The 24,804-nt window shown below is 65.9% G+C and carries 18 protein-coding genes; 5 read left to right on the forward strand and 13 right to left on the reverse strand.

Annotated elements, in window-relative coordinates:
* Positions 1–14: 14 nt before the first annotated feature.
* From VN706_11830 to VN706_11855, 6 genes are all read right to left on the reverse strand, one after another.
* The gene (locus VN706_11830; protein HXT16314.1) at positions 15–1,181 is read right to left on the reverse strand and encodes a DUF4249 family protein; all 1,167 of its coding nucleotides are present in this window, start codon (positions 1,179–1,181) and stop codon (positions 15–17) included.
* Positions 1,162–3,453 (reverse strand): TonB-dependent receptor, encoded by a 2,292-nt coding sequence (locus VN706_11835; protein ID HXT16315.1) that lies wholly within the window; start codon positions 3,451–3,453, stop codon positions 1,162–1,164. Before VN706_11835 ends, VN706_11830 begins: the two co-directional genes overlap by 20 nt.
* Before the next feature lie 22 nt (positions 3,454–3,475).
* Positions 3,476–5,086, reverse strand: a complete 1,611-nt coding sequence (locus VN706_11840) for an alkaline phosphatase family protein (protein HXT16316.1) — start codon at positions 5,084–5,086, stop codon at positions 3,476–3,478.
* A 291-nt stretch (positions 5,087–5,377) separates the two neighbouring features.
* Entirely contained in the window at positions 5,378–5,737 is a 360-nt protein-coding gene (locus VN706_11845; protein HXT16317.1) for a response regulator, read from the reverse strand.
* A gap of 13 nt (positions 5,738–5,750) precedes the next feature.
* Positions 5,751–6,590, reverse strand: a complete 840-nt coding sequence (locus VN706_11850) for a HAMP domain-containing sensor histidine kinase (GenBank protein HXT16318.1) — start codon at positions 6,588–6,590, stop codon at positions 5,751–5,753.
* Between the two features lie 9 nt (positions 6,591–6,599).
* A complete protein-coding gene (locus VN706_11855) occupies positions 6,600–8,531 on the reverse strand; it encodes an ABC transporter ATP-binding protein (GenBank protein ID HXT16319.1) in 1,932 nt (643 codons plus the stop codon).
* 106 nt (positions 8,532–8,637) lie between these two features.
* On the opposite strand from VN706_11855, the gene VN706_11860 reads away from it, so the two are divergent.
* Complete coding sequence (locus VN706_11860) at positions 8,638–9,588, forward strand: YMGG-like glycine zipper-containing protein (protein HXT16320.1); 951 nt, start codon at positions 8,638–8,640, stop codon at positions 9,586–9,588.
* A 222-nt stretch (positions 9,589–9,810) separates the two neighbouring features.
* Here the strand turns inward: VN706_11860 and ggt are convergent, their stop codons facing one another.
* Positions 9,811–11,595 carry a gamma-glutamyltransferase gene (ggt, locus tag VN706_11865; protein ID HXT16321.1) on the reverse strand — a complete coding sequence of 595 codons (1,785 nt, stop codon included), beginning with the start codon at positions 11,593–11,595 and terminating at the stop codon, positions 9,811–9,813.
* A gap of 149 nt (positions 11,596–11,744) precedes the next feature.
* Positions 11,745–12,404 (reverse strand): hypothetical protein, encoded by a 660-nt coding sequence (locus VN706_11870; GenBank protein ID HXT16322.1) that lies wholly within the window; start codon positions 12,402–12,404, stop codon positions 11,745–11,747.
* 40 nt (positions 12,405–12,444) lie between these two features.
* On the opposite strand from VN706_11870, the gene murQ reads away from it, so the two are divergent.
* On the forward strand, positions 12,445–13,386 hold the full coding sequence (gene murQ / locus VN706_11875) for an N-acetylmuramic acid 6-phosphate etherase (GenBank protein HXT16323.1): 942 nt from the start codon (positions 12,445–12,447) through the stop codon (positions 13,384–13,386).
* Complete coding sequence (locus tag VN706_11880; GenBank protein HXT16324.1) at positions 13,383–14,513, forward strand: anhydro-N-acetylmuramic acid kinase; 1,131 nt, start codon at positions 13,383–13,385, stop codon at positions 14,511–14,513. The genes murQ and VN706_11880 overlap by 4 nt, the downstream gene beginning before the upstream one ends.
* Positions 14,514–14,565: 52 nt before the next feature.
* Here the strand turns inward: VN706_11880 and VN706_11885 are convergent, their stop codons facing one another.
* A complete protein-coding gene (locus tag VN706_11885) occupies positions 14,566–15,564 on the reverse strand; it encodes a serine/threonine-protein kinase (protein HXT16325.1) in 999 nt (332 codons plus the stop codon).
* A gap of 283 nt (positions 15,565–15,847) precedes the next feature.
* Here VN706_11885 and VN706_11890 point away from each other — a divergent pair, with 283 nt between their 5' ends.
* Positions 15,848–17,215: an Ig-like domain-containing protein gene (locus tag VN706_11890; protein HXT16326.1), complete on the forward strand. Its 1,368-nt coding sequence runs from the start codon at positions 15,848–15,850 to the stop codon at positions 17,213–17,215.
* A 111-nt stretch (positions 17,216–17,326) separates the two neighbouring features.
* Here the strand turns inward: VN706_11890 and VN706_11895 are convergent, their stop codons facing one another.
* From VN706_11895 to VN706_11910, 4 genes are read right to left on the reverse strand one after another with little or no spacing between them, the layout of a single operon-like run.
* On the reverse strand, positions 17,327–18,757 hold the full coding sequence (locus VN706_11895) for a trypsin-like peptidase domain-containing protein (protein HXT16327.1): 1,431 nt from the start codon (positions 18,755–18,757) through the stop codon (positions 17,327–17,329).
* On the reverse strand, positions 18,703–19,980 hold the full coding sequence (locus VN706_11900; GenBank protein HXT16328.1) for a Stp1/IreP family PP2C-type Ser/Thr phosphatase: 1,278 nt from the start codon (positions 19,978–19,980) through the stop codon (positions 18,703–18,705). The genes VN706_11895 and VN706_11900 overlap by 55 nt, the downstream gene beginning before the upstream one ends.
* 49 nt (positions 19,981–20,029) lie before the next feature.
* Positions 20,030–21,613, reverse strand: coding sequence for a serine/threonine-protein kinase (locus tag VN706_11905; protein ID HXT16329.1), 1,584 nt, complete (start codon positions 21,611–21,613; stop codon positions 20,030–20,032).
* The gene (locus VN706_11910; protein HXT16330.1) at positions 21,610–22,662 is read right to left on the reverse strand and encodes an FHA domain-containing protein; all 1,053 of its coding nucleotides are present in this window, start codon (positions 22,660–22,662) and stop codon (positions 21,610–21,612) included. The genes VN706_11905 and VN706_11910 overlap by 4 nt, the downstream gene beginning before the upstream one ends.
* Positions 22,663–22,802: 140 nt before the next feature.
* Here VN706_11910 and VN706_11915 point away from each other — a divergent pair, with 140 nt between their 5' ends.
* Entirely contained in the window at positions 22,803–24,686 is a 1,884-nt protein-coding gene (locus VN706_11915) for an N-acetylmuramoyl-L-alanine amidase (GenBank protein ID HXT16331.1), read from the forward strand.
* The last annotated feature ends 118 nt before the right edge of the window (positions 24,687–24,804 follow it).

Here is a 24,804-nt window from a genome sequence, read left to right on the forward strand (position 1 = left end):
GGCGGACACCAGCACTACTGTTTGATGAACACGGCAGTCGTGCCCTTCTTGCGATACGTCCCCGTGAGCGTGGTGCCCTGCAGCGTGCCACTGAACACGTCGAGCGTGTCGCCGACGCGTTGATTGTTGAGCAGCGCGAGCGTGATCGCGTTGCCGAGCTGCTCGCCGATCACGCCGTCCGTGCGCGGAGACGGCGTGTTCGAGTTGAAGCGCCCGCTCAATGCGTCGGGAGCATTCGCTTTCGCGGCTTTCGATTCGATGTAGAGCACGAACTGGGTCGCTACGGGCGATGGATCGCTCGTCGACGTCTGCTGCAGACGAAAGCGGCCTTCGATGGGCTCGGTCTGGTCCGCGGTCACCGTGAGCGTGCCGCTCGTCAGCGGCACCAGCGACCCGAACATCCCAAGTCCATTCGTCACGCGGCTGATGACACCGCTGCCCGTGAATGGATCGTTGCCGGTGCGATAGTAGTCGTAGAAGTTCGAGTCGACGGCGGCGACGAGCATGTCCTGGCGAAAGCCCGGGAACAACACGCGCTCGAGATCGCTCGCGAACGGATTTCGAATGTCACCGGTGATCCGCACGTGCGTGCTGTCGGTGAAGAGGAAGAATGGGCTGAACGGACTCTCGATCCGCACCGCGTAGCTGCGCGCGATCGCCGCCGGATTCCACTTCACGACCATCGTGTCGCGATCGCGATTGAACGGACGTGTCAAACCGCCCGACGACGTGACGTCCGGCGCAGGAATGCGCGTGAACGCCGTGACCGTCTGGCTGTCGGTGCGAATGCGCAGCTGATATCGCGCGCCCAGCCGAAGGTTGGTGCCGGCGAGCGGGACGCGATACACGCCGGCGCCCAAGTGGTCGGATCGCGTCACGCGATCCTCGAGGCCGGCGATGGCGTTGCCGGTGGAATCGATGATCTCGACGATGGCGCCGCTCACCGGGTCGCCGCCCGCGCTCGCGATGGGATCGTTGGCCGTGAAGTTCGTGTCCACGACCGTGATCGCGCCGGTCAACGTGCGCTCGACGAGCACGACCTGGTTCGGAGCGGTGGTGTTCAGGACCGCGTGCACGACGATGGTCGGCGTCGTGCGCGAGAGGTCGATCTTGTCGAACTCGCACGCGGTGAGCGCGAACGCGCACAGCGCCAGGAGGAGTCTAGAACTTGATCGAAACACCGGCCGACGGGAGGAAGGGGAATTGCGAGATCGCCTGGCGCGTCGGCGGATTGGTGGTGTAGTCGAACACGTACAGAAACACATTCTTGGCGTTATATGCGTTTACTAAACTCAGAAACGGGGCGATCGTCGTGCCTCCGACGTGATAATTTCTTGTCACATCGACGTCGAGCCGCTGCGTCGTCGGCAATCGCGCGGCGTTCCGGGCGCCGCCCACGAATTCCACGATGGCGCCGCCGCCGCGCGTGCCGTACGCATTGAGTCCGGGATCGTACACGCGCCGCACGATCTGGCCAACGATGTCGGTGTACGGCGTGCCGGTCGCATAGCCGAAACGGACGCCGAGGACATATCGCGCCAGATGCCACTGCGCGACGACATTGACGTCATGGCGCCGGTCGTGTCCCGGAAAGTACCGGAGCGTGTCCAGCTGCCGGGCCGCGACGGCATACGTGTACGCGATCCAGCCGCTGAGCGGCCCCTTCTCGAATTGGCGCAACAGCACGTCGATCCCGTACGAGTCGCCGTTCACGGGAAAGAACTCGTCGCCCCGCACATTTGGATCTTCCTGCGGATTCGCCTCGAGGAGCGTGCCGTACTTCTTGTAGAATCCTTCCACGCGCACGTAGCGCGTTGGGCTGAGCCAGCGCTCCGAGCCAAGGATGTAATGCCACGCGCTCGACACAGGCGTCGTCGCATCGCTCGCGACCCAGAAGTCGAACAGGCGTACGGGAATGTCTTCGCGCGCGAGGGAATGTGTCCACTGCGTGAATCGGCCGACGGCGCCGGTCAGCGCGAAGTCCGGCGTGAGGAAATACTTCGCCGACACGCGCGGCGAGACGCCCGTCCAGGCTCGGCCAGTGAGCCCTTCGCCGCGCACGCCTGTTTCGACGAGCCACTTGGGCGACGCGCGCCAGAGATCGTCGAAGTACAATCCCGCGGACGTTGGATGCTGGCGAAGATCGTACAGCGACGTTTGGGTCTGCTCCGAAACGGCGTCATAGGTGAAGCCGTACGCCGACACGTCGTAGCCGAACGAGCGGTCGTGTGACGACGTGTGCGCGGTCACGCTTCCCGCGAGGCGACGTTCGCTGACGTGATTCGCGAGCGTCAGCGTGCCGTCACCCAGATCCAGTGTCGTCGAAAACGTCGTCAGCGACGCACGCTCCTCGAGCGTCGTGCTGTCGCCGAGAAAGAAGCGTCCGAGCGCCGAACGCCGGCGCGTCGCGAACGACTTGGACAGCGATGCGCCGACGACCCGGTTGCCCCAACCAAACTGAAACGCGCCGCCGCTCGCGGTTGCCGAGTCGCCCAACGTGGCGATGTTCGCATCGAGTTGGTCGCGACCATCGTACGCCGTGAGCGTCAGCTTCGTGCTCGGCGTGAAGGCATAGCTGAAATGCGCTTGCTCGTCGCGGAAGTGATACGGCAGCTGATCGTTCGGGTTGATCAGCTTCACGAATTTGTCGGCGTACGTGCGACGCCCGGCGATCATCCAACTGCCTTTGCCTTGCGCGAACGCCCCGCCGAGCTCACCGGTCGAGGCGAGCACCGAGATGTCGGCCGCACCGTGCACGCCGGTGCGCAGCTCTTCAGCCGAATGCACGTCGAGCACACTCGACAGGCGGCCGCCGTAGCGGGCAGGGAAGCCGCCGGTCATCAGCGTGATGTCGCCGACGGTTGGATCGATGAAGGTGCTGAACAAGCCGCCGAGATGAAACGGATTGTAGATCGGATATCCGTCCATCAGAATGAGATTCTGATCCGCCTCGCCGCCGCGCACGTTCAGCCCGGTCGAGAAGTCGTTGCGTGCCTCGACGCCCGGCAGCAGCTGCACGACGCGAATGATGTCCGGCTCCGCGAACTTCGGCACACCCTCGGCCGCACGCGCCGTGATTTGCACCGTGCCTACGCTCGGCCGCGATTCGAATGCGTCGCGTTCGACGGAGCGTGCTTCCGTGCGCACGGCGCCGAGCACCGTGGCTTCGGTCGCGAGCGCGAAATCGACGCGTGTGGTGTCACTCGCGGAAACAACGACGCGCTTTTCAATTTGCTTATAACCGAGCAGCCGCGCGCGGAGCGTGATTTCACCCGGCGCGACATTCGCGATCACGTAACGGCCATTCTCGCTGGCGATCGCGCCGCGTGTCGTGCCGACGATCGAGACGCTCGCGCCGGCGCGGGGTTCAGCGGTGGTCGAATCGATGATGTGGCCGGCGATCACACCTTGGGCGCGAAGGGCGCTCGCGGCGAGCAATAACAATTTTGTCATCCCGAGTGACAGCGCGCGGCGCCTAGTCGCGCGCATAACGCAGCATGATCGCCGAGTGAATGTCGCGCGCGTCGTCGATGCGCGCCCGGTCGAGATGCAAATGCGGCGGCCCGATCAGGAACGGATGCAGTTGATTGCCGCCCGCCGCGCCGTGCGCGCCGATCTGGTCGTCGAACGACACGATCTCGTATCCGTCATAGGCTCCGAAAATGGTGATGTCACCGGTGTTCGATTGCCGAATGAGATGCTCGATGGCGCGCAGCACCTTCTCACCCGTTCCGTACGGCTCGAGAGGATTCTGGCCCTCCAGCACCTCGAGCTGTCCGTCGACGACGATGGCGCGTCCCATTCTGCTTTCGAGATGTACCGAAGGCCCGTTGCGAGTTCCGAGCAGGCCGACGCCCGGATGCTCGATGAGCTCCGCGTAGAGCATCGCGCGGCGGCCGTCGGTCACGATGTCCGTGAGCTCGAGCGGGCGGACGTCGTCGGCGAAGTAGAGCAGCGCCAGGCACGAGCTGTACGTCACCACGACCTCGTGATCCTCCTCGATGCGATACTTCTCCGGCAGAATCAGCTCGCGCAGACCGTATCGGCTGCGCACCCAATCGCGAACCTTGCGGATCAACTTTCGCGAGCGCGGCTGACTCTCCGGCGTGACTTGCGCCACCGCCTCGACGACCTGCGCGCCGACGTCGGCGTATTCAGACGTGACGTCGAAGCTCGCCGCCGAGCGGAGCGGACGCTCGCCGGTGCGTGTGGCATCGCGCTCCAGAATCTTTTCCACCGTGCGCCCAAGCGATTCGCCGAAGCGCACCCGATAGCTCGACGATGGCGTCATGCCGTGATCGGAGAGAATCACGAGGTCATACTCACGGCCGCCAAGGTTGCGGATCATGCGACGGATCTCGCGAATACGGGCATCGGTGCGGCGCAGATCGCGCAACGCCTGAAAGCTCGATGGACCGAAGTGATGTCCCAGCTCGTCGTATTGCATGAACGTGCTGTAGATGATCGGGACACCCAGGTAGATGTCGAGGAGAATCGCCATCGTCTGCAGCTCGCGCACGATGACGTTGGACAAGACACGGATGAAGGGGAACAACCCTTCGCTATGCGTACGTTTTCCGCGCAGCTCGCCAACGCCGCGCTCGTATTCCTCGCGCAGCCACTCGAGCACCGCCTGAAATCCCATGCGCAGCATGCGGATGGGATGCAAGAGAATGAGCATCGCCATGCGCCATCCGCCGAGTCGGCGAAACGCTGACATCTTTTCGCGCGTGGCGACCGTGAACGCGACGGTCTGCGCATCGCCGTCGAGGAGATTCACGTAGCTCGAGCCGCCGGCGAGCGCGCCGGGCGCGTGAATGCGATCGCGAATGTATTGCACGCCCGACGGCGTATTGCAGGTGATGACGCGGCGTTCGGTCTTGTCGTAGAAGCGGAATGCCGGAATGCATTCATTCGTGCCGTAGAAGATTCCGGCCTGGCAGTAGGGCGTCGCGGCGGGCAGTCCGCAGAACCAGCGGCGCAGGGTGTACTGCTCTTCGCGCACGAGCTGGGAGATTGTCGGACAATATCCCAGCTCGATCGCGCGCCGAAGCTCGGCGTACGGGAGCGCGTCGATCTGGAGCATGACGAGTCCGCGCCGTCCGTCGGCGGGACGCCGTTCGCGGCGGAAGACGCGGTACTTGAGGGCGAAGTACCGGCGGAGAAAAGGGTGGCGGGGCGGCGCGGGGGGAGAGATTGGTTTGGCCGTTAGAAGAGATACTACGACACGATCTGACCAGATCTGACCAAATCTGTCGAACTACGGTTCCCGCCGCCGCACCGACATCGCTTCGCGGGTCCAGATCTGGTCAGATGTTGTCAGACGTTGTCGTTGTTATGTGTTGTGCTCTCGGGTAGTGGGCGGTCTCGGACGTGGTCACCCCAACCACCCGCTCAGCCGCCGCATCAACTCTCGAGCGGGTACAGGCTTCACCAGGACGTCGATGCATCCGTGCTCGATGCATCGCTGCCGTGTCGCGGCGTCGTCGTGGCCCGTGAGCGCCACGAACTGTCCACAGCCCGCGGCGCGCAGCAACGGAATCGCCGCCAGGCCTTCGCCGTCCGGCAGCGTGAGATCGAGCAGCACCAGCTGCGCCGGATCCGTCGTTCCGCGCGCGATCGCATCGGCGATCGACTCGGCCCACGTGAAGCGGTAGCCGGCGCTCTCGATGAGAATGTGCATGGCGCCCGCCACCGCCTCGCTGTCTTCGACGAGGAGAACGTGCGCGTGTGTCACGATGGAAAGGCGATCAGTCGTCCGTGACCGGCTCGAGCGGCACCGTGAAGAAGAAGCGGCTGCCCGCGCCAAGCTCGCTTTCCACCCAGATGCGCCCGCCGTGCAGCTCGACCAGTTTGCGCGCGATCGTCAGGCCCAACCCCGTGCCGTGGTGCGGGCGGGACGGCGTCGAATCGACCTGCGCGAATTCACGGAAGATGAGATCGTGATGCTCGGGCGCGATGCCGACGCCCGTGTCGCCGACTTCGACCAGGATCGAGGCCACGCCGTCTTCCGGTGCTTCGATCGCGCGCAACCACACCTTCCCGCCGGTCGGTGTGAAATCCACCGCGTTCCCGAACAGGTTGCCGATCACGTGCGCGATCTTTTCGCGGTCCGCCGTCACGTGCGGCAGTTCGGCCGGTGCGTCGACGTGCAGCGTGATCTGCTTCTTCTTGAGCAAAGACTCATTGAGCCCGCTCACTTCGCGCAGCACGTCCCGCATGGGGAAGCGGGTCGGCACGAGCGTCAATTGATTCGCGGCGCCGCGCGCGTAGGTGAGAATCTCGCCCACCTGATTGAGCAGCTGCCGACCGCCGCTGATGATGCCGCGCACGCTTTCCATCTGCCGCGGCGACAGATCGCCCAGGATGCCGTCGCGCAGAATTTCCGCGTGCGTGATGACGGCGGTGAGCGGTGTCCGCAGATCGTGCGAGATGTTCGCCAGAAACTGCGTCTTGAGCGCGTCGCGCGCGCGAAGTTCGGCGATCTCGAGCGCCGCTTCCTTGAGCTGTGCTTCGAGCGCGGCCACGCGACTGTCTTCCGGCGTAGCCTGCAGCGTGGTTCGCTCGTCGGCGCTTTCAACCCGGCTCATGCGTTGATACTACCCCTTGGTGCTGGTTTCCGCCAATGCGTCGGAGAGCGCATCGCCGTCGCCGTCTCCCTCATCGGCTTCGATCGATTCCTCGAGCTGCTGGCGGCTGAGCAACGCCCAGTATCGTCCGCCCGCGGCGAGAAGATCCTCATGCCGTCCCTGCTCGACAATCCGTCCTTCGTCCAGCACGATGATCCACGTCGCATCGCGAATCGCGCTGATGCGATGCGACGCGATCATCGCCGTGCGTCCCGCGAGCGCGTCATGCAGCGCGTGGAGAATCTCGGCTTCCGTGTGCGTGTCCACCGCCGACAGCGCATCGTCGAGCAACACGATGCTTGGGCGCCGTGCCAGCGCACGCGCGAGTGCCGCACGCTGCTTTTGCCCGCCGGACAGATTGATACCGCGTTCCCCAAGAATCGTTTCGTATCCACCGGGAAATGATTCGATGGTTTCCGCGAGCTGTGCGATACGCGCTGCCCACGCCCCCGAATCTTGGTGATTGTTCCTCGCTTCGGCGCTGCGCACCTCCGCTCGGAATTCCGCATTGACGGCTTGATTGTTCCTCGCTTCGGCGCCGCGCGCCTCCGCTCGGAATTCCGCGTTGACGTCTTGATTGTTCCTCGCTGCGGCGCTGCGCACCTCCGCTCGGAATTCCGCGTTGACGCCTTCTTCAGTGCCATAGACGAGATTACTGCCAATCGTATCGCTGAAGAGAAAACTCTCCTGCGGCACATAGCCGATCTCGCGGCGCAGCTCGGTGAGCTCGACGTCGCGGATCGGTACGCCATCGATCAGAATCTCGCCTTCCTGCGGATCTAACAGGCGCGGCACCAAATCCATTAACGCACTCTTGCCGCTGCCCGTTGCGCCGACGACGCCGATCGTCGCGCCCGCCGGCACCGAAAAAGTAATGTCGCGCAACACCCAGCGCGGCGACGCGCCGGCTTCAGTCGGATAATGGAATCCCACATTTCTAAATTCGATTCCGCGTCCGGCTGTGACTGTCGGCAGCGAGCGCACGCGCGCGCGCGGCACGTCGAGCAGCGACGTCGCGTCGAGGATGTCGAGCAGCCGGGCGGTCGACGCGGCGCCGCGTTGAAAGAGATTGATGACCCAGCCGAGCGCGATGAGCGGCCACGTCAACATGCCGAGGTAGAGACCGAATGCGACATAGCTGCCGACGCTGATGGTGCCCTGGATCACCAACACGCCGCCGAAGCCGGCGACCGCAACCATGCCGAGTCCCGCGAACATGCCGAATGACGGCTGCATGATGCCGTAGAGTTTCGCGAGCCCCATGTTCTTGTCGAGATACTCATCGTTGAGCGTCGCCCACCGCGCCATTTCAGCGGCTTCCTGGCGAAACGCGCGCACGATGCGCACGCCGGCGAGATTCTCCTGCGCGAGCGTCGTCATGTCGCTGAACTGCGCCTGCACGGCCTCGAAGCGCGCATGAATGCGGCGGCCGAGCCAGAGTCCGATCGCCGGCAGAATGATCATCGGGAGCACCGCGACGGCGGTGAGCCGCGACGAGATGTGCAGCATGAACGCAATGGCGAACGCACCGCCGAAGATCGTGTTCGCGAAGTACATGATCGCCGGACCGACCGCCTGACGCACGGCGCTCAGATCGTTGGTGAGCCGCGCCATCAAGTCGCCGGTGCGCATGCGCGTGAAGTACGTCGCGTCGACTTCCTCGAGCTTGCGAAAGAGATCGTTGCGCAGATCGTATTCGATCCAGCGGCTCAAGCCGTTGATCTTCTCGCGCATCATGTAACGGCCGGCACCGCCGATCAGTGACGCGGCTACCATCGCTCCGCCCAGGAGCCAGATAGATTTGAGCGGGGCGCCCGCGCGAATGCCGTCGAGTGCGCCGCGCAAAAACCATGGTCCCACGCTCGAGAACGCTGCCGCGCCGACGACGAGCGCCAATCCCAATGCAACATCGCCGCGGTAGGGGCGGTAGTAAGGGAGTAGGCGTCGAAGAGAGCTCAGCGTTGGCATACTCGTTGCCACGGTTCAGCTCACTCCAGGAGGAATTCCCATGACGAAATATACCCGCCGCCTGGCAGCATCCTTGGTGACGACGGTGACGACGGTGACTGCCGCGGCGATGCTGGCTGCATGCCACGGCGCCGACAAGAAGGCGGACAGCACCGCGCTCGGTACGGACACCACACTCAATCGTGATCTCGCGCTGGCGAACCGTGACACGACGGCGCAGCCGCAGCTGAAGGACGTGCCGAACACGCCTGCTGCCACGACGGCGGCACCGGCGCCGGCGACCAATCGGTCGACGCCGCGGCCGCAACCGCGCGTGACGCATCCGCGGGCGCAAAGCGGTCCGATTTCGCGTCCGGTTGATCGCACGCCGGCGCCGGCGACGACCACCACGACGACGCCGAGTGGCAATACGGCGTCGACGACGCCGGGCAATGCGTCGAATCCGGGTGCGGCGGGCGGCGGTGCCGTGGGGATGATTCCCGCGGGCGCGACGCTCAACACGCATTCGAACTCGCGCGTCTGCACGAACACCAGCAACGTCGGCGATCACGTGACGGCGACGTTGGACAACGCGGTGTCGGGCTCGAACGGCGCGGTCATTCCCGCTGGCGCGACGGTCAATCTCACGGTGACGCGTCTCAAGCGGAGCGAGAACGCGAACGATCCGATCGTCCTGGAGTTCGCGGTGAACTCGGTGACGTTCAGCGGCAAGACGTATCCGATCGAGGCGACGGTCGCGTCGGCGTCGGTGGATCGCGTGAAGGATCAGCCGCAGAGCAAGGACGTGCAGAAGGTCGCGATCGGTGCGGTGGCGGGTGCGATCGCGGGGAAGATTCTCGGTCATTCGACCAAGGGCGCGGTGATTGGCGGCGCTGCCGGTGCCGCGGCGGGTGCGGCGGCTGCGTCGGCGACCGCCAACTATCAGGGGTGTGTGCCGTCGGGCGGGTCGATCGTGGTGAAGCTCACTTCGCCGGCGACGGTGCGCGTGTAAGTTGTTTCGCGCGCTCAAAGCGCTCAGGGCCGGGATGTCTTCCGGCGAGCGAGTGCAATAGTGCCGATACTGCCGGGCACTATTGCCACGCCTCGCCTCCAGACATCCCGGCCCTTCGCGTTGCCCCTCCGTCAGTCGCGGCGCGCGCTGGGACGCCGCGCACCGACGCGCACCGACGCGCACCGCGGCGCGAAATGATCGAATCCGCGGCCCTGAATACGACTAGTACCCTACCGGCCGCCCAGAAGAGCGCGGATCGGACATGCCTTCATATCCGCCGCGCACGTGCATGATGGCATTGATCAACCCCACGCCGCCGATCGGCTCGACACCATACCCCATGCGCCTCAGCGAATCGACAACCGCGGGCCGCAAGCCATCCCGCTCGTACATCAACGAATCCGGCAGCGCCTGATGATGAATGCGCGGCGCACTCACCGCGTCCGACAGAATCATGTGCTGATCGAGCACGTTGAGAATCACCTGCGACGTCGACGTGATGATGCGCGGTCCGCCGCGACTGCCGACGACCAGCAGCAGCGATCCATCGCGGTCGAGCACGATCGTCGGCGACATCGCGCTCAGCATGCGCTTGCCCGGTTGAATCGCGTTCGCTTCGCCCTGCACGAGGCCAAACATGTTCGGCTTGCCCGGCGCCGCGGCGAAATCGTCCATCTCATCATTGAGAAAGAATCCACCGCCGCGCACATACACGCCCGATCCATACAGCGCGTTCAACGTCGTCGTCGTCGCGACCGCGTTGCCGTTCGCGTCGGCCACGGAGTAGTGCGTCGTCTCCATCCCTTCGCGCATCTCGCGCATCTCGCGCGACAGCGCGGGCGTCGGCGTCGCGCGATCGTTGCCGATCGTCGCACGCAACTTCTCCGCATATGCCTTGCTCGTGAGCTGCTGCATCGGCACCGTCGCGAACGCGGGATCGGCCAGCTTCTCGTTGCGATCGACGAACGCGCGCTGATACGCCGAAGCGAGACGATACGCATACTCCGCGCTTCCGAACGTGGACGGCGTGAATCCTTCGAGAATGTTTAGAGTTTCAGTAACCGTCACGCCCCCCGACGACGACGGCGGCATCGTGAACAGCGTATAGCCCCGATAGGCCGACTTCACCGCGTCGCGCCAGATCGGTTTGTAGCGCGCGAGATCCGCCTCCGTCACAATCCCGCCGTTGCGCCGCATCTCCTCGGCGATGAGATGCGCGGTCTCGCCCGTGTAGAATCCCGGCGCACCCTGATCGGCGATGCGATGCAGCGTCGCCGCGAGCTCCGGCTGCACGAGCCGCGTTCCCGCGGCAAGCGGTTTGCCACCCGGCAGGAACACGCTCGCTCCCGCGAACTGTCGGATGAGCCGCGCGTTCGACGCATACGATCGCGCCTGCGCACTGTCGACCACGAACCCCTGCTCGGCAAAGCGAATCGCGGGCGCCATCACCGCCTCGAGCGACATCGTGCCGTACTTCGCAAGCGCGGCCGTCAGGCCAGCGACCGCACCGGGCACGCCACTCGCGAGAGGACCCACCACACTCTTGTTCGTGAGATTGCCGTTCGCGTCGAGATACATGTCGCGCGTCGCGGCCAGCGGCGCGATCTCGCGATAGTCGAGCGCCGCGCTGCGGCCGTCGGCCATGCGAATCACCATGTAGCCGCCGCCCCCGATGTTGCCGGCTTCGGGGAAGACGACCGCCATCGCGAATCCAACGGCGACGGCCGCATCCACCGCGTTGCCGCCCTGCTTCATGATCTCGACGCCGGCTTCGCTCGCGAGCGGCGCGTCGGCGGCGACCATCGCGTGCGCGCCGAACACGGCGGCGCGGCCCGCTCTGTATGGCCAGTCCGCTGGAAAGTCCGGCCGCCGGCGATCGCCCGAATACACCGCGGCGCCCTTCGCGCTCGACGACGGAAAGCCGACGTCCGTCGCGCCGGAGTTGAGCGGCGGGGTGCGATGGCACGCGACTCCCGCTACAAGAAGACCAACGACATAGCGTTTCATCGTCATTCCGAAGGGGCGAAGTGACTGAGGAATCTAGCGGTCTGACAGAGTGGTTGGCTCTCAGACCGTTACGCTAGATCCCTCGCTGCGCTCGGGATGACAAGAAGAGGGCTCGGGATGACAAGAAGAGCGCTCGGGATGACAATCAGTCAGAACCCAACCCGTCCCCCGACGCGAAACGTGTAGACGCGAGGCGCCGACGCGGTCACGTTGTCGCCTTGCGGGTGCAACACCCAGTCGGCGACTTCACCTACATAGATATCGACGGTCGGCGACAACGAGTAGCTCAACTCGCCGCCAAAGCCGAACGTCGGATCGTAGTGCGACGTGCTCGGCAGCGACACCGACGTCGAATGCTCGCGGAAGTTCGAGAACGTGGTGAAGCCGCCCTCGAGATCGAAGTCGCCGTGAAAACCGTACCCGCGCGATCCACCGCCGCCGCCGCGCAGGAACAACAACCATTGCGTGATGTCGGCGTCGGCGCGACACGAGCCGCCGCACGCCGTATTGAATCCAGCGCCGCTGTACGTGAGCGGCGCGGTCGAGAATCCGCCGCTCAGTCCCGCCGCGATGCCGGGCTGCAACGACTTCTCGATCGTGGCGCGAATCTGCGACGAATAGCCGAACTGCCACGTCGCGCCGGTCCCGCCGTCGACCATCGTCGCGCCGTCCATGTAGCCGTATGACAACCCGACCCAGTAGTCGGGACTCGCACGCACCTGCCCGCGGCGGCCAACCTGCGCGCGTCCCTGCGCGGCATACAGCACGGTTGCGAGAAGCGCGCTCGCGAGCATCGTGGCTCGTCTCATCTTTCCACCCCACCCCGTTGGATCTAAGTTAGCTTGCGACATGACGTTCATCGACCCTCGGCTCACCGAGCGCCGGAATCCCCGCACTGCCGGGATCGATCTCGCGTCACCGATCGAGATCGTCGATTTAATAAACACCGAAGATCGCACGGTACCTGATGCGGTCGCGTCGCAACGTGTTCCAATCGCCGCGGCGATCGAGCAGGCCGAGAAGACGTTTCGCTCGGGCGGCCGGCTCTTCTACGTCGGCGCGGGCACATCGGGCCGGCTCGGCGTGCTCGATGCGTCCGAGATTCCGCCGACGTACGGCGCCGATCCCGAGCTCGTGCAAGGGATCATCGCGGGCGGATACAGTGCGCTGACGCGCGCGGCCGAAGGCGCCGAGGATCGGCTCGAGTCGGCGGCGGAAGATCTCGGCGAGCGAGGCGTGCGCGCCGGCGACTTTGTCGTCGGCATCGCGGCGTCGGGCACGACACCGTACGTGCATCGCGCGCTCATCTATGCGCGCGACGTCGGCGCGGCGACGGCACTCGTCGCCTGCTCGCCGCCGCCGGAGGAAGTCGTTGCCGCGGCCGACATTCTCATTCTGCCGATCACGGGCCCCGAGGTCGTGACGGGATCGACGCGCATGAAGGCGGGCACCGCGACCAAGCTCGTGCTCAACATGATCACGAGCGGCGCGATGATCCGCCTGGGCAAGACCTTCGGCAATCTGATGGTCGATCTCCGCGCCACGAACAACAAGCTCAAGGACCGCAGTGAGAGAATTCTCATGGAGATCTGCGAGGTGACGCGCGAGCGGGCGCGCGAGCTGTTGGCGGCGAGCGGCGGCACCGTGAAGACGGCGATCGTCATGCATTTCCTCGGCGTGCCGCGAGACAAGGCGGAGGAGGCCCTCGACGCCGCGGGCGGCGTCATTCGCCGCGTCGTTCAGCGCGAGCCGCCGCCCGTGCCGGCGGCGCCTGGCGCACCTGGGGCATGAGCGTCTACGTCGGGTTGATGTCGGGAACGTCGCTCGACGGCATCTCCGCGGCGGTGGTGCGATTCCGCGAGGCGGAAGACGGCCACGGACTCCAGTCGCAGTTGCTGGCGTTCGTGTCGACGACATATACCGATGCGCAACGCGACCGCCTGCGCGCGGCGCTCGTGTCGGGCTCGGCACGAGAGTACTGCCGGCTCGCCTTCGACCTCGGTGGTTGGCTCGCCGATGCGGCGATCGCCGCGATCGCCGAAGCCGGTGTTCCGCGTGACGAGATTCGCGCGATCGGCTCGCACGGCCAGACCGTGTGGCACGACGCGCCGCATTCGACGTGGCAGATCGGCGAAGCGGCGGTGATCGCCGAGCGAACGGGGATCGACGTGGTGAGCGACTTTCGGGTGCGGGATGTGGCGGCGGGCGGGCAGGGCGCGCCGCTCGTGCCGATCGCCGACGCGCTGCTCTTTGCGGGCGACGACTGGCGTGCGCTGCAGAACATCGGCGGCATCGGCAACGTGACGGTCGTGCCGCCCGGAGGCGATCTGGCCGGCGTTCGCGCGTTCGACACCGGACCCGGCGTCTCGGTCATCGACGCCGTTGCCAGAACACTCATACCAGAACTGGAATACGATCGGGACGGGATCCACGCCGCCGCGGGCCGGCCGCTCGACGCCGTCGTGCGCGAACTGCTGGGGCATTCCTATTTTGCGGCCGAGCCGCCCAAGTCGACGGGACGGGAGCTGTTCGACGCGGCGTATGTGCAGCGGTTGATCGCGCGCTGCCGCGCGCTCGCGCCCGGCTCGAACGACGACGACGCGATCGCGACGGCGACGATGCTGACCGCCCGCAGTATCGCCGACGCGTATCGGCGTTTTCTGCCGGAGCCCGTCAGCGAGGTGTTGATCTCGGGCGGCGGCGCGAAGAACCCGACGCTGGTGCGCATGATTGCCGAGGCGGTCGCGCCGATGACCGTGCGCGATTTTGCATCAGCATTCTTTGATGGCGAGGCGAAGGAGGCGGTGGCGTTTGCGCTGCTCGCCCATCTGCATCTCGAGCATCGCGCCGCCAATGTGCCGCGAGCGACCGGGGCGCGGGGGCCCCGCGTCCTGGGGAAGCTCACGCCGGCGAGCTAGGCGCGGCGACCAAAACGAATACGAGTTGAACGCGGCTGAACGCGTCGGATCTTCATCGCCCTAAGAGGGACCACACCCCAACCGCCACCACGAGCAGGATGATCGCCACGGTGATGATTTTCTCCACCGGCAATCTCGTGCGCGCGACCGGCGCCGTCGGCGCCGAAAACGTCCCCGACTTCGTCATCGACCAGTCCGATGGCACAGTCTCCGGCGGGCGCGTCAACGTCATCGACAACGGATTCTGTCCCAGCGCGGCCTTGAGCAATCTCTGATAGCTCTGCGCGTCGGGCGGCCGGTGCCGGGGGTCGCGCGCGAGGCCGGTCGCGATCGTGGCGCGCAGACCCGGCGGACACTCCTCGTCGGACAGCGCGACCTCATCCGCGAAATCGGTCGCCGATTGGCCGGTGACGAGCCGGTAGAGCAGCCCGGCCGCGTCGTACACGTCGGTCGCCGGTCCGGGCTCCTCGCCGTCGTGTCGCTCGAGGAGACCGCCGAAGTTCGCGAGCACGGGCCGGCCGCCCGCCGTGAACAGCACGTTCGACATGCTCACGTCGCCGTGAACGAGCCCCGCCGCGTGGACCGCGACGAGGCCATCGAGCAAGCGGAGGACGAGCTGCGAGGCCGCCTTCCAGCGCAGCCGGCCGCCGGCGCGCATGACGTGCTCTTCGAGTGGAACACCCTCGTAGCCGTCGAGCACCAGGTACGCGGTGTCGTTGTCGCGAAACATGCCGCTGACGCGCACGACGTTGAGGTGCGCGACGCGCATCAATCGCTCGGCGTCGGCCACGAAGCGCGCGAGGGCGTCCTGAAACGCCGCGTCGTGCTCGCCGCCGCGCGGGACGACCGTCGTGCGATCGGATGACCGGCTCGCGAGCGTGGAGGGCAGGAACTCCCGAATCGCGACGGACCGGTTGCCGATCTGGTCATAGGCGAAATACGTGACGCCGGACGAGCCCGGCGTGCCGATCATGCGCTCCACGAGGTAGCGCTGGTGCAGGAGCGTGTCGGGCAGCAGCGCGACGGTGTGGTGAAGCGCCCGCGTGGCCATGATGCATCTCATATTCCAAGATGCTAATGCCGCGCCGTGGAGGCGCGACGCGCATCGACACGGAAACCCGCTGGCTGCGGAACGTGGGGAGGGAAGGGGCGGGCGCCGCGCACGATGGATCCCATGCGGCATCGCGTGGAACGCTCCGGCTAAAGTCCGGGCGAAACCGCGAATTGTCAAGCCGTGGCGGCCCCGTCGGCTCGCCGATTGCTGTGATCCAGGTCCACGCGGGCGTCGCCCGGGTTTGGTTAACGAATGTGACCTACGAAATGGAGCGCCGGACATGCGTGCGATACGATGTGTGATGCAATCGGCACAGCAATTGGTAATGCACGACACGTTGGTCCTGTTGTGCGGCACCATGCTGGTGGCAGGCGCCGCGTCGTGCGGCGGCAGTGATGGAAGCACCGGTGGAACGACGACGTCCCCGAACGGCAAGAGCGTGAGCTCGGTCAGCATCTCACCCCCGTCGGCGTCCATGGCCGTCGGCACCACCGTCACCTTCGCCGTTACCGTCGCCGCCAACGGCGGAGCCAGCACCGCGGTGACCTGGGTCACGAGCAACTCGAGCGTGGCGACGGTCGCACCCAGCGGCGACGCCACCGCCGTTGTCACCGCCGTCGGTCCCGGCACGGCGACGATCAGCGCGATCTCGAGCTTCGACGCGACGAAACAGGGCACCGCCGCCATCACCGTTGTCGCGGGCGTGCGGTCCGTCAACATCACACCGGCCACGCTCACGCTGCAGAAAGGCCGCACGGCCAAATTCTCCGCCACGGTCAGCGCCGACGCCGGCGTCGTGACCGGTGTGACGTGGACCTCGAGCAACACGGGCGTCGCCACCATCGGGACCGACGGCACGCTCACTGCCGTCGGCAACGGCACGGCGACGATCACGGCGAAATCCACGGCCGACGCCAGCAAGACGGCAACGGCCGCCATCACGATCATCGACCCGTGCTCGGGCACGACGAACCTCACCATTCCGTCGACCGTCAACCCCGCGCTGTCGACGACGAGCTGCTTCGCGTCGAATACCTACAACGACATCTACGCGTACAACGTCGCTTCGAGCGGCTTGTTGCTGTCGATGTCGGTCACCAGTAGCGCGTTCCCCATCTCGCTCACGCCGGTCATTCCGGCGGGCAGCGCCACGTCGGCCGTCACGGGTACCGGCACGGTCCAGACCTACGCTCTCCTCAAAGCCGGGTCGTATACCGCGCAGGTCGCGACCACGGATTCGACCAAGCTCGGCGCCTACACGCTGGCCTCATCGTTCATCTCGTCGATACCCAGCGGATGCAATGACATTCGCACGACGCTGGACGTCTCGGGCAACTTCGTGCTGTCCACCGGCTCGTGTTCCTACAAGCCGGCGAGTTCGAGCGGCTCGTTCTTCGCGCAGGCGTTCTTCATGAACATGCCGGTCGGGCACGCGCTCACGGTGCACGTCACGTCGCAGTCGTTTTCGCCGCTCGTCGAGATTCGAGACAAGAACAACACATTGCTCGCGTCGTCGGCCGATCAGAATGGATCGAGCACGGTCACGGTGTCCTTCACGCCGACGTCCGCGGCGTCATTGCCGGTCATCTATGTCACATCGCAGTTTGCCGGCGTGACGGGACCGTTTTCAATCACGATAGATCCGTAATGGCGCCCGCATACCCACGCGACGGCGAGGAATCTTGTCGATCGGTAGAGACGTGGCTCTCTATCGGTCGGCGAGATCCCTCGCTCCGCTCGGGATGACGCGCCCTCCCGATCATTTCATGAGCTCCACGACGCGCGTCGACGGCACCGCGTACACGATGCGGCCGTTCGACCCCTTGCGGCCGCCGTAAATCACGCCGACCACCGATCCGCGCGCGTCGAACACGGGACTGCCGCTCGATCCCTCCGCCGCGTACGAATCGATCTGCACGACCTCGGGCACGACCTTGCTCACCACACCGACGGTGAGCGTGGTCGATGCCTTGAGGCCATTCATCGGCAAGTCGCTGCCATCCGGAAACCCGATCGACACGATCGGCGTGCCGGCCGAGACGTCGACCGTGCTCGCGACCGACACGACCGGCACCGTCGCCGGATCATCCAGCTGGAGCAGCACGAGATCCACACTCGGATCGGCCGGCGCGCGCAGCACATGCGCGTGACGCCACACGTCCGCGTCGGCGAACTTCACGAGCACGCGCGCCGCGTTGACGCCGTTGTTCTCGATGACGTGACGATTCGTCACGAGCTTCCCATTCGCCGTCACCGCGAACGCCGTCGCCTCGAGCGCGGTCTGCCCCGCGAACTCGGCGCGCACGAGCGCAATGGCCGGATTGTTCGCGCGCGACACCGCCGCGGGATCGAGCTCCGTGATCGCACGCGCCACGGTGTCGCGCCGCGCGAGCGCTCGCTGCAGCACCGAAGCGTCGGTGCCCTTCGCCGCGCGTGCGAGCCGCACGAGACTGTCGCGCTCGCGCTGCAAGTGGTCGATCACCGCCGCGGCGTTGCCGTTGGATTGCAGCTTCTGCTCGAGCACCTTCGATGATTGCTCGTACCTGGCCATGAGTTGCTCGAGCCGTGCATCGCTCGCCGCCGCTTCACGATGGCCAAGCCAGTAGGCCGCGGCGGCGATGGCCGCGCACACCACGAACACTGCGCCGGCCAGGAGCTTGAGCTTGCGCGTCTGTTCGGCGACGGCCACCGCGACGCGCTCTTGCGTCGGCCGGCGCGGCCCCGACGCCGGCGACGCGGGCGACACAGGCACCGCCGCGGCGCCGAGTGCGGGAGTTGGGATCGATTCCGTGACGCGGTCGCCGACGGGCGTCCTGCGTGCTCCGGCGATGGACACCGAAACGGTCGGTCCCTGCGCGCCGAATCCGATCACGTCGCCATCACGCAACTCGCGCGATGAACCCGCGGCCACACGATCGCCGTTCACGAATGTGCCGTTCGTGCTCATGTTGTCGACGACGGCATAGCGGCCGTCGGCGAAGCGAATCTCCGCGTGCTTCGTCGACACGTCGAGATCGCGCGCGATGTCGAGCTGCAGGTCGCTCGCGGGATGCCGCCCGATCGTCACTACCGGCTTGTCGAACGATTGCGAATGACCGGCGCGCGCTCCGCTGAGTATGCGCAGCTCGATCGGCATCAGTGCAACGGCGTCGTCGACGGCGCGTTGGTGATGGCATGCGTGCCGCGCCACACGAACCAGCCGACCGTGGCCAGCAGCACGACGAACAGCACCAGCGCGATCGTGCGTCCGGCGTTGCGGCGGCGCGGCGACACGGTGGGCGTGACGGCGGGACGAACGACGCCGTCGTCATCGTCCGCGCGGTCAATCGCCGCGCCAGATGTACTGGTCGTACTCGTCGTATTCGATGTGCCCGACGTCCGCCCGCCAATGGGCTCGTCGGCCATCGCATCATCATCCGCCGAGATGGGACGCGTGGTGCGCGGCCGTGCGACGACGGGAATGGGCTCGGTCGGCGAGTTCGTGTCCACGATCCGATCGATCGCCATCGCCGGCGTCTGTCCCGTTTCCGCGAGCGGAAAGACGCGATGCCCGACTTCGTCCGACTGCGCCGCGCTGGTGAGTCCCGGCCCTTCGAAGCGCGCGACGATGACCGTGATGTTGTCCGGTCCCCCAGCCGCGTTGGCGAGATCGATCAACTGTTTGCACGCGTTCGTGAGATCGGGCTCCTTGCTCACGACCGTCGCGATGTCGTCCTTCGTCACCTGACCCGACAAGCCATCGCTGCACAGCACGAGCGTGTCGCCGCGCCGCACGTTCTGGTGGGTGAGGTCGATCTTGATCGTGGGTTCGGGACCGAGCGCCTGCAGAATGATGTTGCGGCGCTCGCTATGCTCGGCTTCTTCTTCCGTGAGCTCGCCGGCCTCGATCAACTTCTGCATCAGCGATTGGTCCTTCGTGATCTGAATCGCCACGCCCTCGCGCACGAGATACGCGCGGCTGTCGCCGACCTGTGCGAGATACAACGTATCGCCGAGCAGGCCGGCGACGGTCGCGGTGGTGCCCATGCCGCGGTATTCGGGATGATTCGTCGCGTACGTGTGAATTTGCTCATTGGCGCTCTTCGTCGCCGCCTTGAGCGAGCGCACGAACGCTTCGCTGCTCGACACCGGTGCCGCGATCCACGTGCTGCGCAACTCCTCGAGCACGATCTTCACCGCCATGTCGCTGGCGATCTCGCCGGCCGCGGCGCCGCCCATGCCGTCGGCGACCATGAACAGCGATCCACGCTTGCCCGCGGTGTGCGTGCGAACTTCGGGCTGCAGGGTGGCGTTGTCCGTCGTGAGGTCGGCGACGACGAACGCGTCCTCGTTGTGCTCGCGTGTGCGGCCGACGTCGGTCTTGCCGAACACGTGAACGACGATTTCGCCGCGCGCGGCGTCGTTGGAGCTCATCGAGGGAAGCGAGGGGTTGGAGACGGGCACGTCGGCGATGGAAGATAGGCTAATCCGCGCATGCTGCGCCGGGGGCGAGTTTGTGCTTCACGTTTACCTCGAACTCAGTACCGACCGACGCACCCTCGATGCTCTTGAGCGCATCGCATGCCTTCTTGTCATCCACATTCTTGCCGTACACGTAGGCGTTGTAGGTGGCGATTCCGGCCATCACCGTGTCGAGCCGCGTGCTGAGCGGAATGCGCGCAATGGCGCGCAACACCGCGGCTGACTTCGTTGAGTCTGTCGCATCTTCCATCAATTGTCTGAGCCGCGCATCTGAGTGCGCGGCCGGCGGCGCCGACTTGGTCGCTGCGGGCGCGGCGGGCGTCGTCGGAGCCCCGGCTTGTTTCGTCGCGCTCGCCGACGAATCGGCCACCGGCGGCGAAGACTGCGGCTGCGCCGTCGAGCCGCCGCCGCCGAGCTTCATCGCCGCGAACCCAATGCCGGCCACCACCACCGCCGCGCCAACCATCATGGGAACCTTGTTCGACTTCTTTGAATCCGCAGCGCCGTGGGTCACAGGGCCCGCCGGCGCACCAGGCGGCGCGGACGAACCCGAATCAGCCGCCGTGGACACACGGGTCGGCGGGATCTGGCCCATCACCATCGTGCCGACTTCCATCGCCTGTGTCTCGGGCATGCGGTCGACCGCGTTCCACAACGCCAGGCCGAACTGCGTCGCCTGCTGATACCGCTGATTGACGTCGCGCTCGAGTGCCTTGTCCATCACCGCCTGCACTTCGGCCGGCCAACTCATTTCCGGCTTCATCTCGGCCAGCGGCTTCGGCTTGTCCGTCAGGCGCATGATCATCGAATCCTGCGCCGACTCGCCGGGGAAGGGCAGCTTGCCTGTGAGCATGTTGAACGCGACCAGCGCGAGCGAATAGATGTCGCTGCGTCCGTCGAGCTTGTCACCGGCGAGCTGCTCGGGGCTCATGTACTCTGGCGTGCCGACGACGAGGCCGGTCTTCGTCACCTTCTGCGCGTCGTTGCCCGCCGCTTTCGCGATGCCGAAGTCCACGACCTTCACGCAATCCGACTTATCACGATTCCTTGCGATCATGATGTTGTCGGGCTTGAGATCGCGATGCACGATGCCCATATCGTGCGCGACCGCGAGCGCGTCGGCGGCCTGCCGCACGATCTCGGCGGCGCGTTTGGGCGGCAGCGCGCCCTGCTCCTCGATGACCTTCGTGAGCGGCGGGCCCTCCACGTATTCCATCGCCAGATAGATGATGCCGTCGGGCGTCTCGCCGAAGTCGTAGACCGCGGCGACGTTTCCGTGCGCGATGCGGCTGGCGTTGGCGGCTTCGCGGTTGAAGCGCGCGATGGCATCGACGTCGGCCTTCATGCCGGGATGCATCACCTTGAGCGCCAGCTTCCGCCCCATCTTCACGTGTTCGGCCAGATAGACCTGGCCCATGCCGCCTTCGCCGAGCTTCTGCAGGACATGGTAGCGATCTGCTACTATTGATCCCACGAGATCCGACGTCGGCGTTGCGCTTCGCAACGCCGTTCCATCGATCTCACAGAAGCGCGCGTTGGCGGGATACTCGGCCCCGCACTGCGGACAGACTTTCAATGCGCTCACACCGACTCCACCCGCAGGATCTGATCGCCGACGAGAATGCGCTGGCCCTTCTTCACCGACCGTTCGCCGCGCACGCTCATCGCCACGCCGTTGCGGCTGTTGGCGTCGTGCACGAAGAACTCGCTGTCCTCGGACCGCACGTCCGCGTGTTTGCCGCTCATCGTTGAATCATACGGAAAGAGCCAGTCGCCGGCTTCACGCCCGATCTCGATCGAGCGCCCCGGTGAGAGATGGAACACGTCACGTACGCTGCCGTCGGCGCGCAGCTGCTCGAGCACCGCGATGTCGACCGTCGGCACCGCGGAGCCCATGCGGCGTGTCGAGTCGGCCTCCGGCGGATGCGGACCCGGATAGCCCAACCGCCGAAAGCGAATCACCTGCGAGCCGATCAAGAGCAAATCGCAATCGGTCAGCTTCGTCGGCTGATCGATGAATACCCACGTTCCGTTGCGCGATCCCAGATCGCGCAGGCACAACTGCCCATCGCGCAGCTCGAAGCGAGCGTGCAGCGGCGACATGAAATGATCGTTCTCGAATTTGATGTCGGCGTCGCCGCGTCCTATCACCGCTTCGCCGCGGTCGAGCGTATACGATTGCGTCGCCTCGCCGGACTCGCCGAGGAGGGCGAGCTTGGGCCCGGGGAGCATGCGGTTGGCGCCGAAGACCGCGGTGCCGGCGCCGGCGGTGTCGGTGCTCGCCATCTGGACCGATACGCGGCGTCCGACGAGGGTGCCGCAGTAGCCGCAGAACGGGAGGCCGCCGGTCGTCGACTCTCCGCAGCGCGGACATTTGCGCGCGGGCGTGGGACTGTTCGCGGACTCGCTCACGCGAGTGGGCGGCACGAACGGCGACGCACTCGCTGCGCCGGCCGAAGCAGCAGTAGCGGCGGTACCAACAGATGCGCTGACGGGCTGCGGTTGGCCACCTGTAGGGTGGGGCACGTAGGCTGGACCAACGCGTGCGGCGGACGGGTTCATCGGCTTCCCGCAGTCGATGCAGAACCGCGACTCGAGCTCGTTCTCCCGTCCGCAGAAGGCGCAGGACGTCACGCGGTGGCCTCCGGCGGGGAAACATCCATGGGGCGCGAATATAGACCGTGGGGGAGGGGGTGGTCAATGAATTGCACGACCCATGCGACTGCCCATCGAACCCCATGGAACGTCGTCTCTTACCACCCTAGCATTCCCGCATGCGGAAACGGATCATCACATCGGTCGGATTCATCGCGTTCGCTGCGCTCGTGCTGCTCTTCGCCGCCTGCCATTCGACGCCCGCGCCACCCGCCACGGCAAGTCCAAGCCCGCCGACGCCGCCGCTCGCTCCACCAACGATTCCCACGTTCCAGCGAGGCATCACGCCGCGCGCCGCGCCGCCGCTCCCCGCCATTCCGCTCGTTGAAGGTCCGCTCGCGCCGCACCTCGTCTATCCGTCGGCCAACAGCACCATCCCCGTCCGCGATTCGAACTTCATCTTCGGCTCGGTCGGCAACGGCCACGCGACGCTGACGATCAACGGCGCGAACGTTCGCGTTGCACCGAACGGGACGTTCCTCGCATTTCTTCCCGTTCCGCCGCCCACCGCGCCGCGCTACGACCTCGTCGCCCGCGTCGGCACCGACAGCGCGCGATTGAGCGTGCCGGTGAACGTGCCGCGCGCGCGCCCCGATCTCTCGCTCACCGGCCGCCTCGTCGTCGATTCGTCGAGCGCGTCGCCGCGCGGCGTCACGCTCGCGTTGCGCGATAGTGAGCCGGTGCGCGTGAGCATTCGCGCGCCAACCAATGCGAGCGCGTGGGTCACGGCCGGCGGCGCGACGATGCCGCTCGTCGACGTCGAAGGCAACACGTTCGCGACGGACGTTCCCGCATCGGCGCTTCGCAACGGCGGTACGCTGTACGTCGAGCGCGATCGCGACACGGTGCGCTTCGCGCTCTCGCACGTCGCATCGCCTCCGCGCCGGACGACGCTCGTTTCGCTCGGCGACGCGTCCGCGCAGCGCGATACGGACGCATACGTCATCGGCCGCTCGACGCCCGCCGGGACGTACAAATGGATGTTCGTGCCGGGCACGATCGTCGAGGAGACGGGCCGCAGCGGCGACAACGTGCGCGTGCGTCTCGATTCGCGTCTCGAGGTCTGGGTGGACTCGGCGAGCGTGCGTTCGCTCGCGACGGGTTATCCGATGCCGCATCGCACCGTCGGCGCGATGGCCTTCGTTCCGTCGGCGGAGTGGGTGGATCTCGTGATGCCGGTGTCGTCGCCGCCGCCGTATCTCATCGAGCAGGAGCTGAATCGGATCACGCTCACGCTCTACGGCACGCAGGCCACGCCGGACATCATCAAGTTCCTGGGCAACGATTCGCTGGTGCGCATGATCAACTGGGTGCCGGAGGAGTCCGATCGCGTTCGACTGACGCTCGAATTAACCGCGCAGCCGTACGGTTACCTCGTGTTGTTCGATCCCGCGCGCGGCTTCGTGCTGCGATTGCGCCGCGCGCCGCGGATCAACCTGGCGCATCCGCTGGAGGGATTGACGATCACGGTCGATCCCGGCCATCCGCCCGGTGGCGCGATCGGTCCCACAGGCTATACTGAAGCGCAGGGTGTGCTCGCGGTGGGGATGAAGCTCCGCGACATCCTGGAGCAGCGCGGCGCGCGGGTCGTGATGACGCGGACGGACATGAACGCCGTCGACCTGCACCTTCGGTCCGTGATTGCCCGCCGAGCGAACTCTCACCTGCTCGTGTCGGTTCATGAAAATGCGTTCGGCGAGGGGATCGATCCGTTCCCCAACGTCGGAACGAGCACGTTGTTCTTCCACCCGCAATCCGAGCCGCTCGCGCGGCTGGTGCAGCAAGGGATGATGAATCAAATGGGATTGCGGGATTTAGGGATTCATTATCAGAATATTGCAATAGGACGAACCATGTGGATGCCCGCCATCATCACGGAAGGGTTGTTTCTGATGGTGCCCGAGCAGGAAAATGCGGCGAAGGATCCGGGGTTTCAGGAGCGGTATGCGCGTGGGGTCGCGGATGGGATCGAGGCATACTTCAGAAGCCTTGGACAGCGATGAACGGCGCTACACCGAACGGCGCTAACCCAGACGGCGCCGGCCCATACGGCGCCGGCGCCGTTCGGGCTGTGCGCCGTTCGGGCCGTGCGCTCTTATCGGTTTGCGCCGTTTCGCTGTT

The sequence above is a fragment of the Gemmatimonadaceae bacterium genome (genome assembly GCA_035606695.1).
Classification (GTDB): domain Bacteria; phylum Gemmatimonadota; class Gemmatimonadetes; order Gemmatimonadales; family Gemmatimonadaceae; genus JAQBQB01.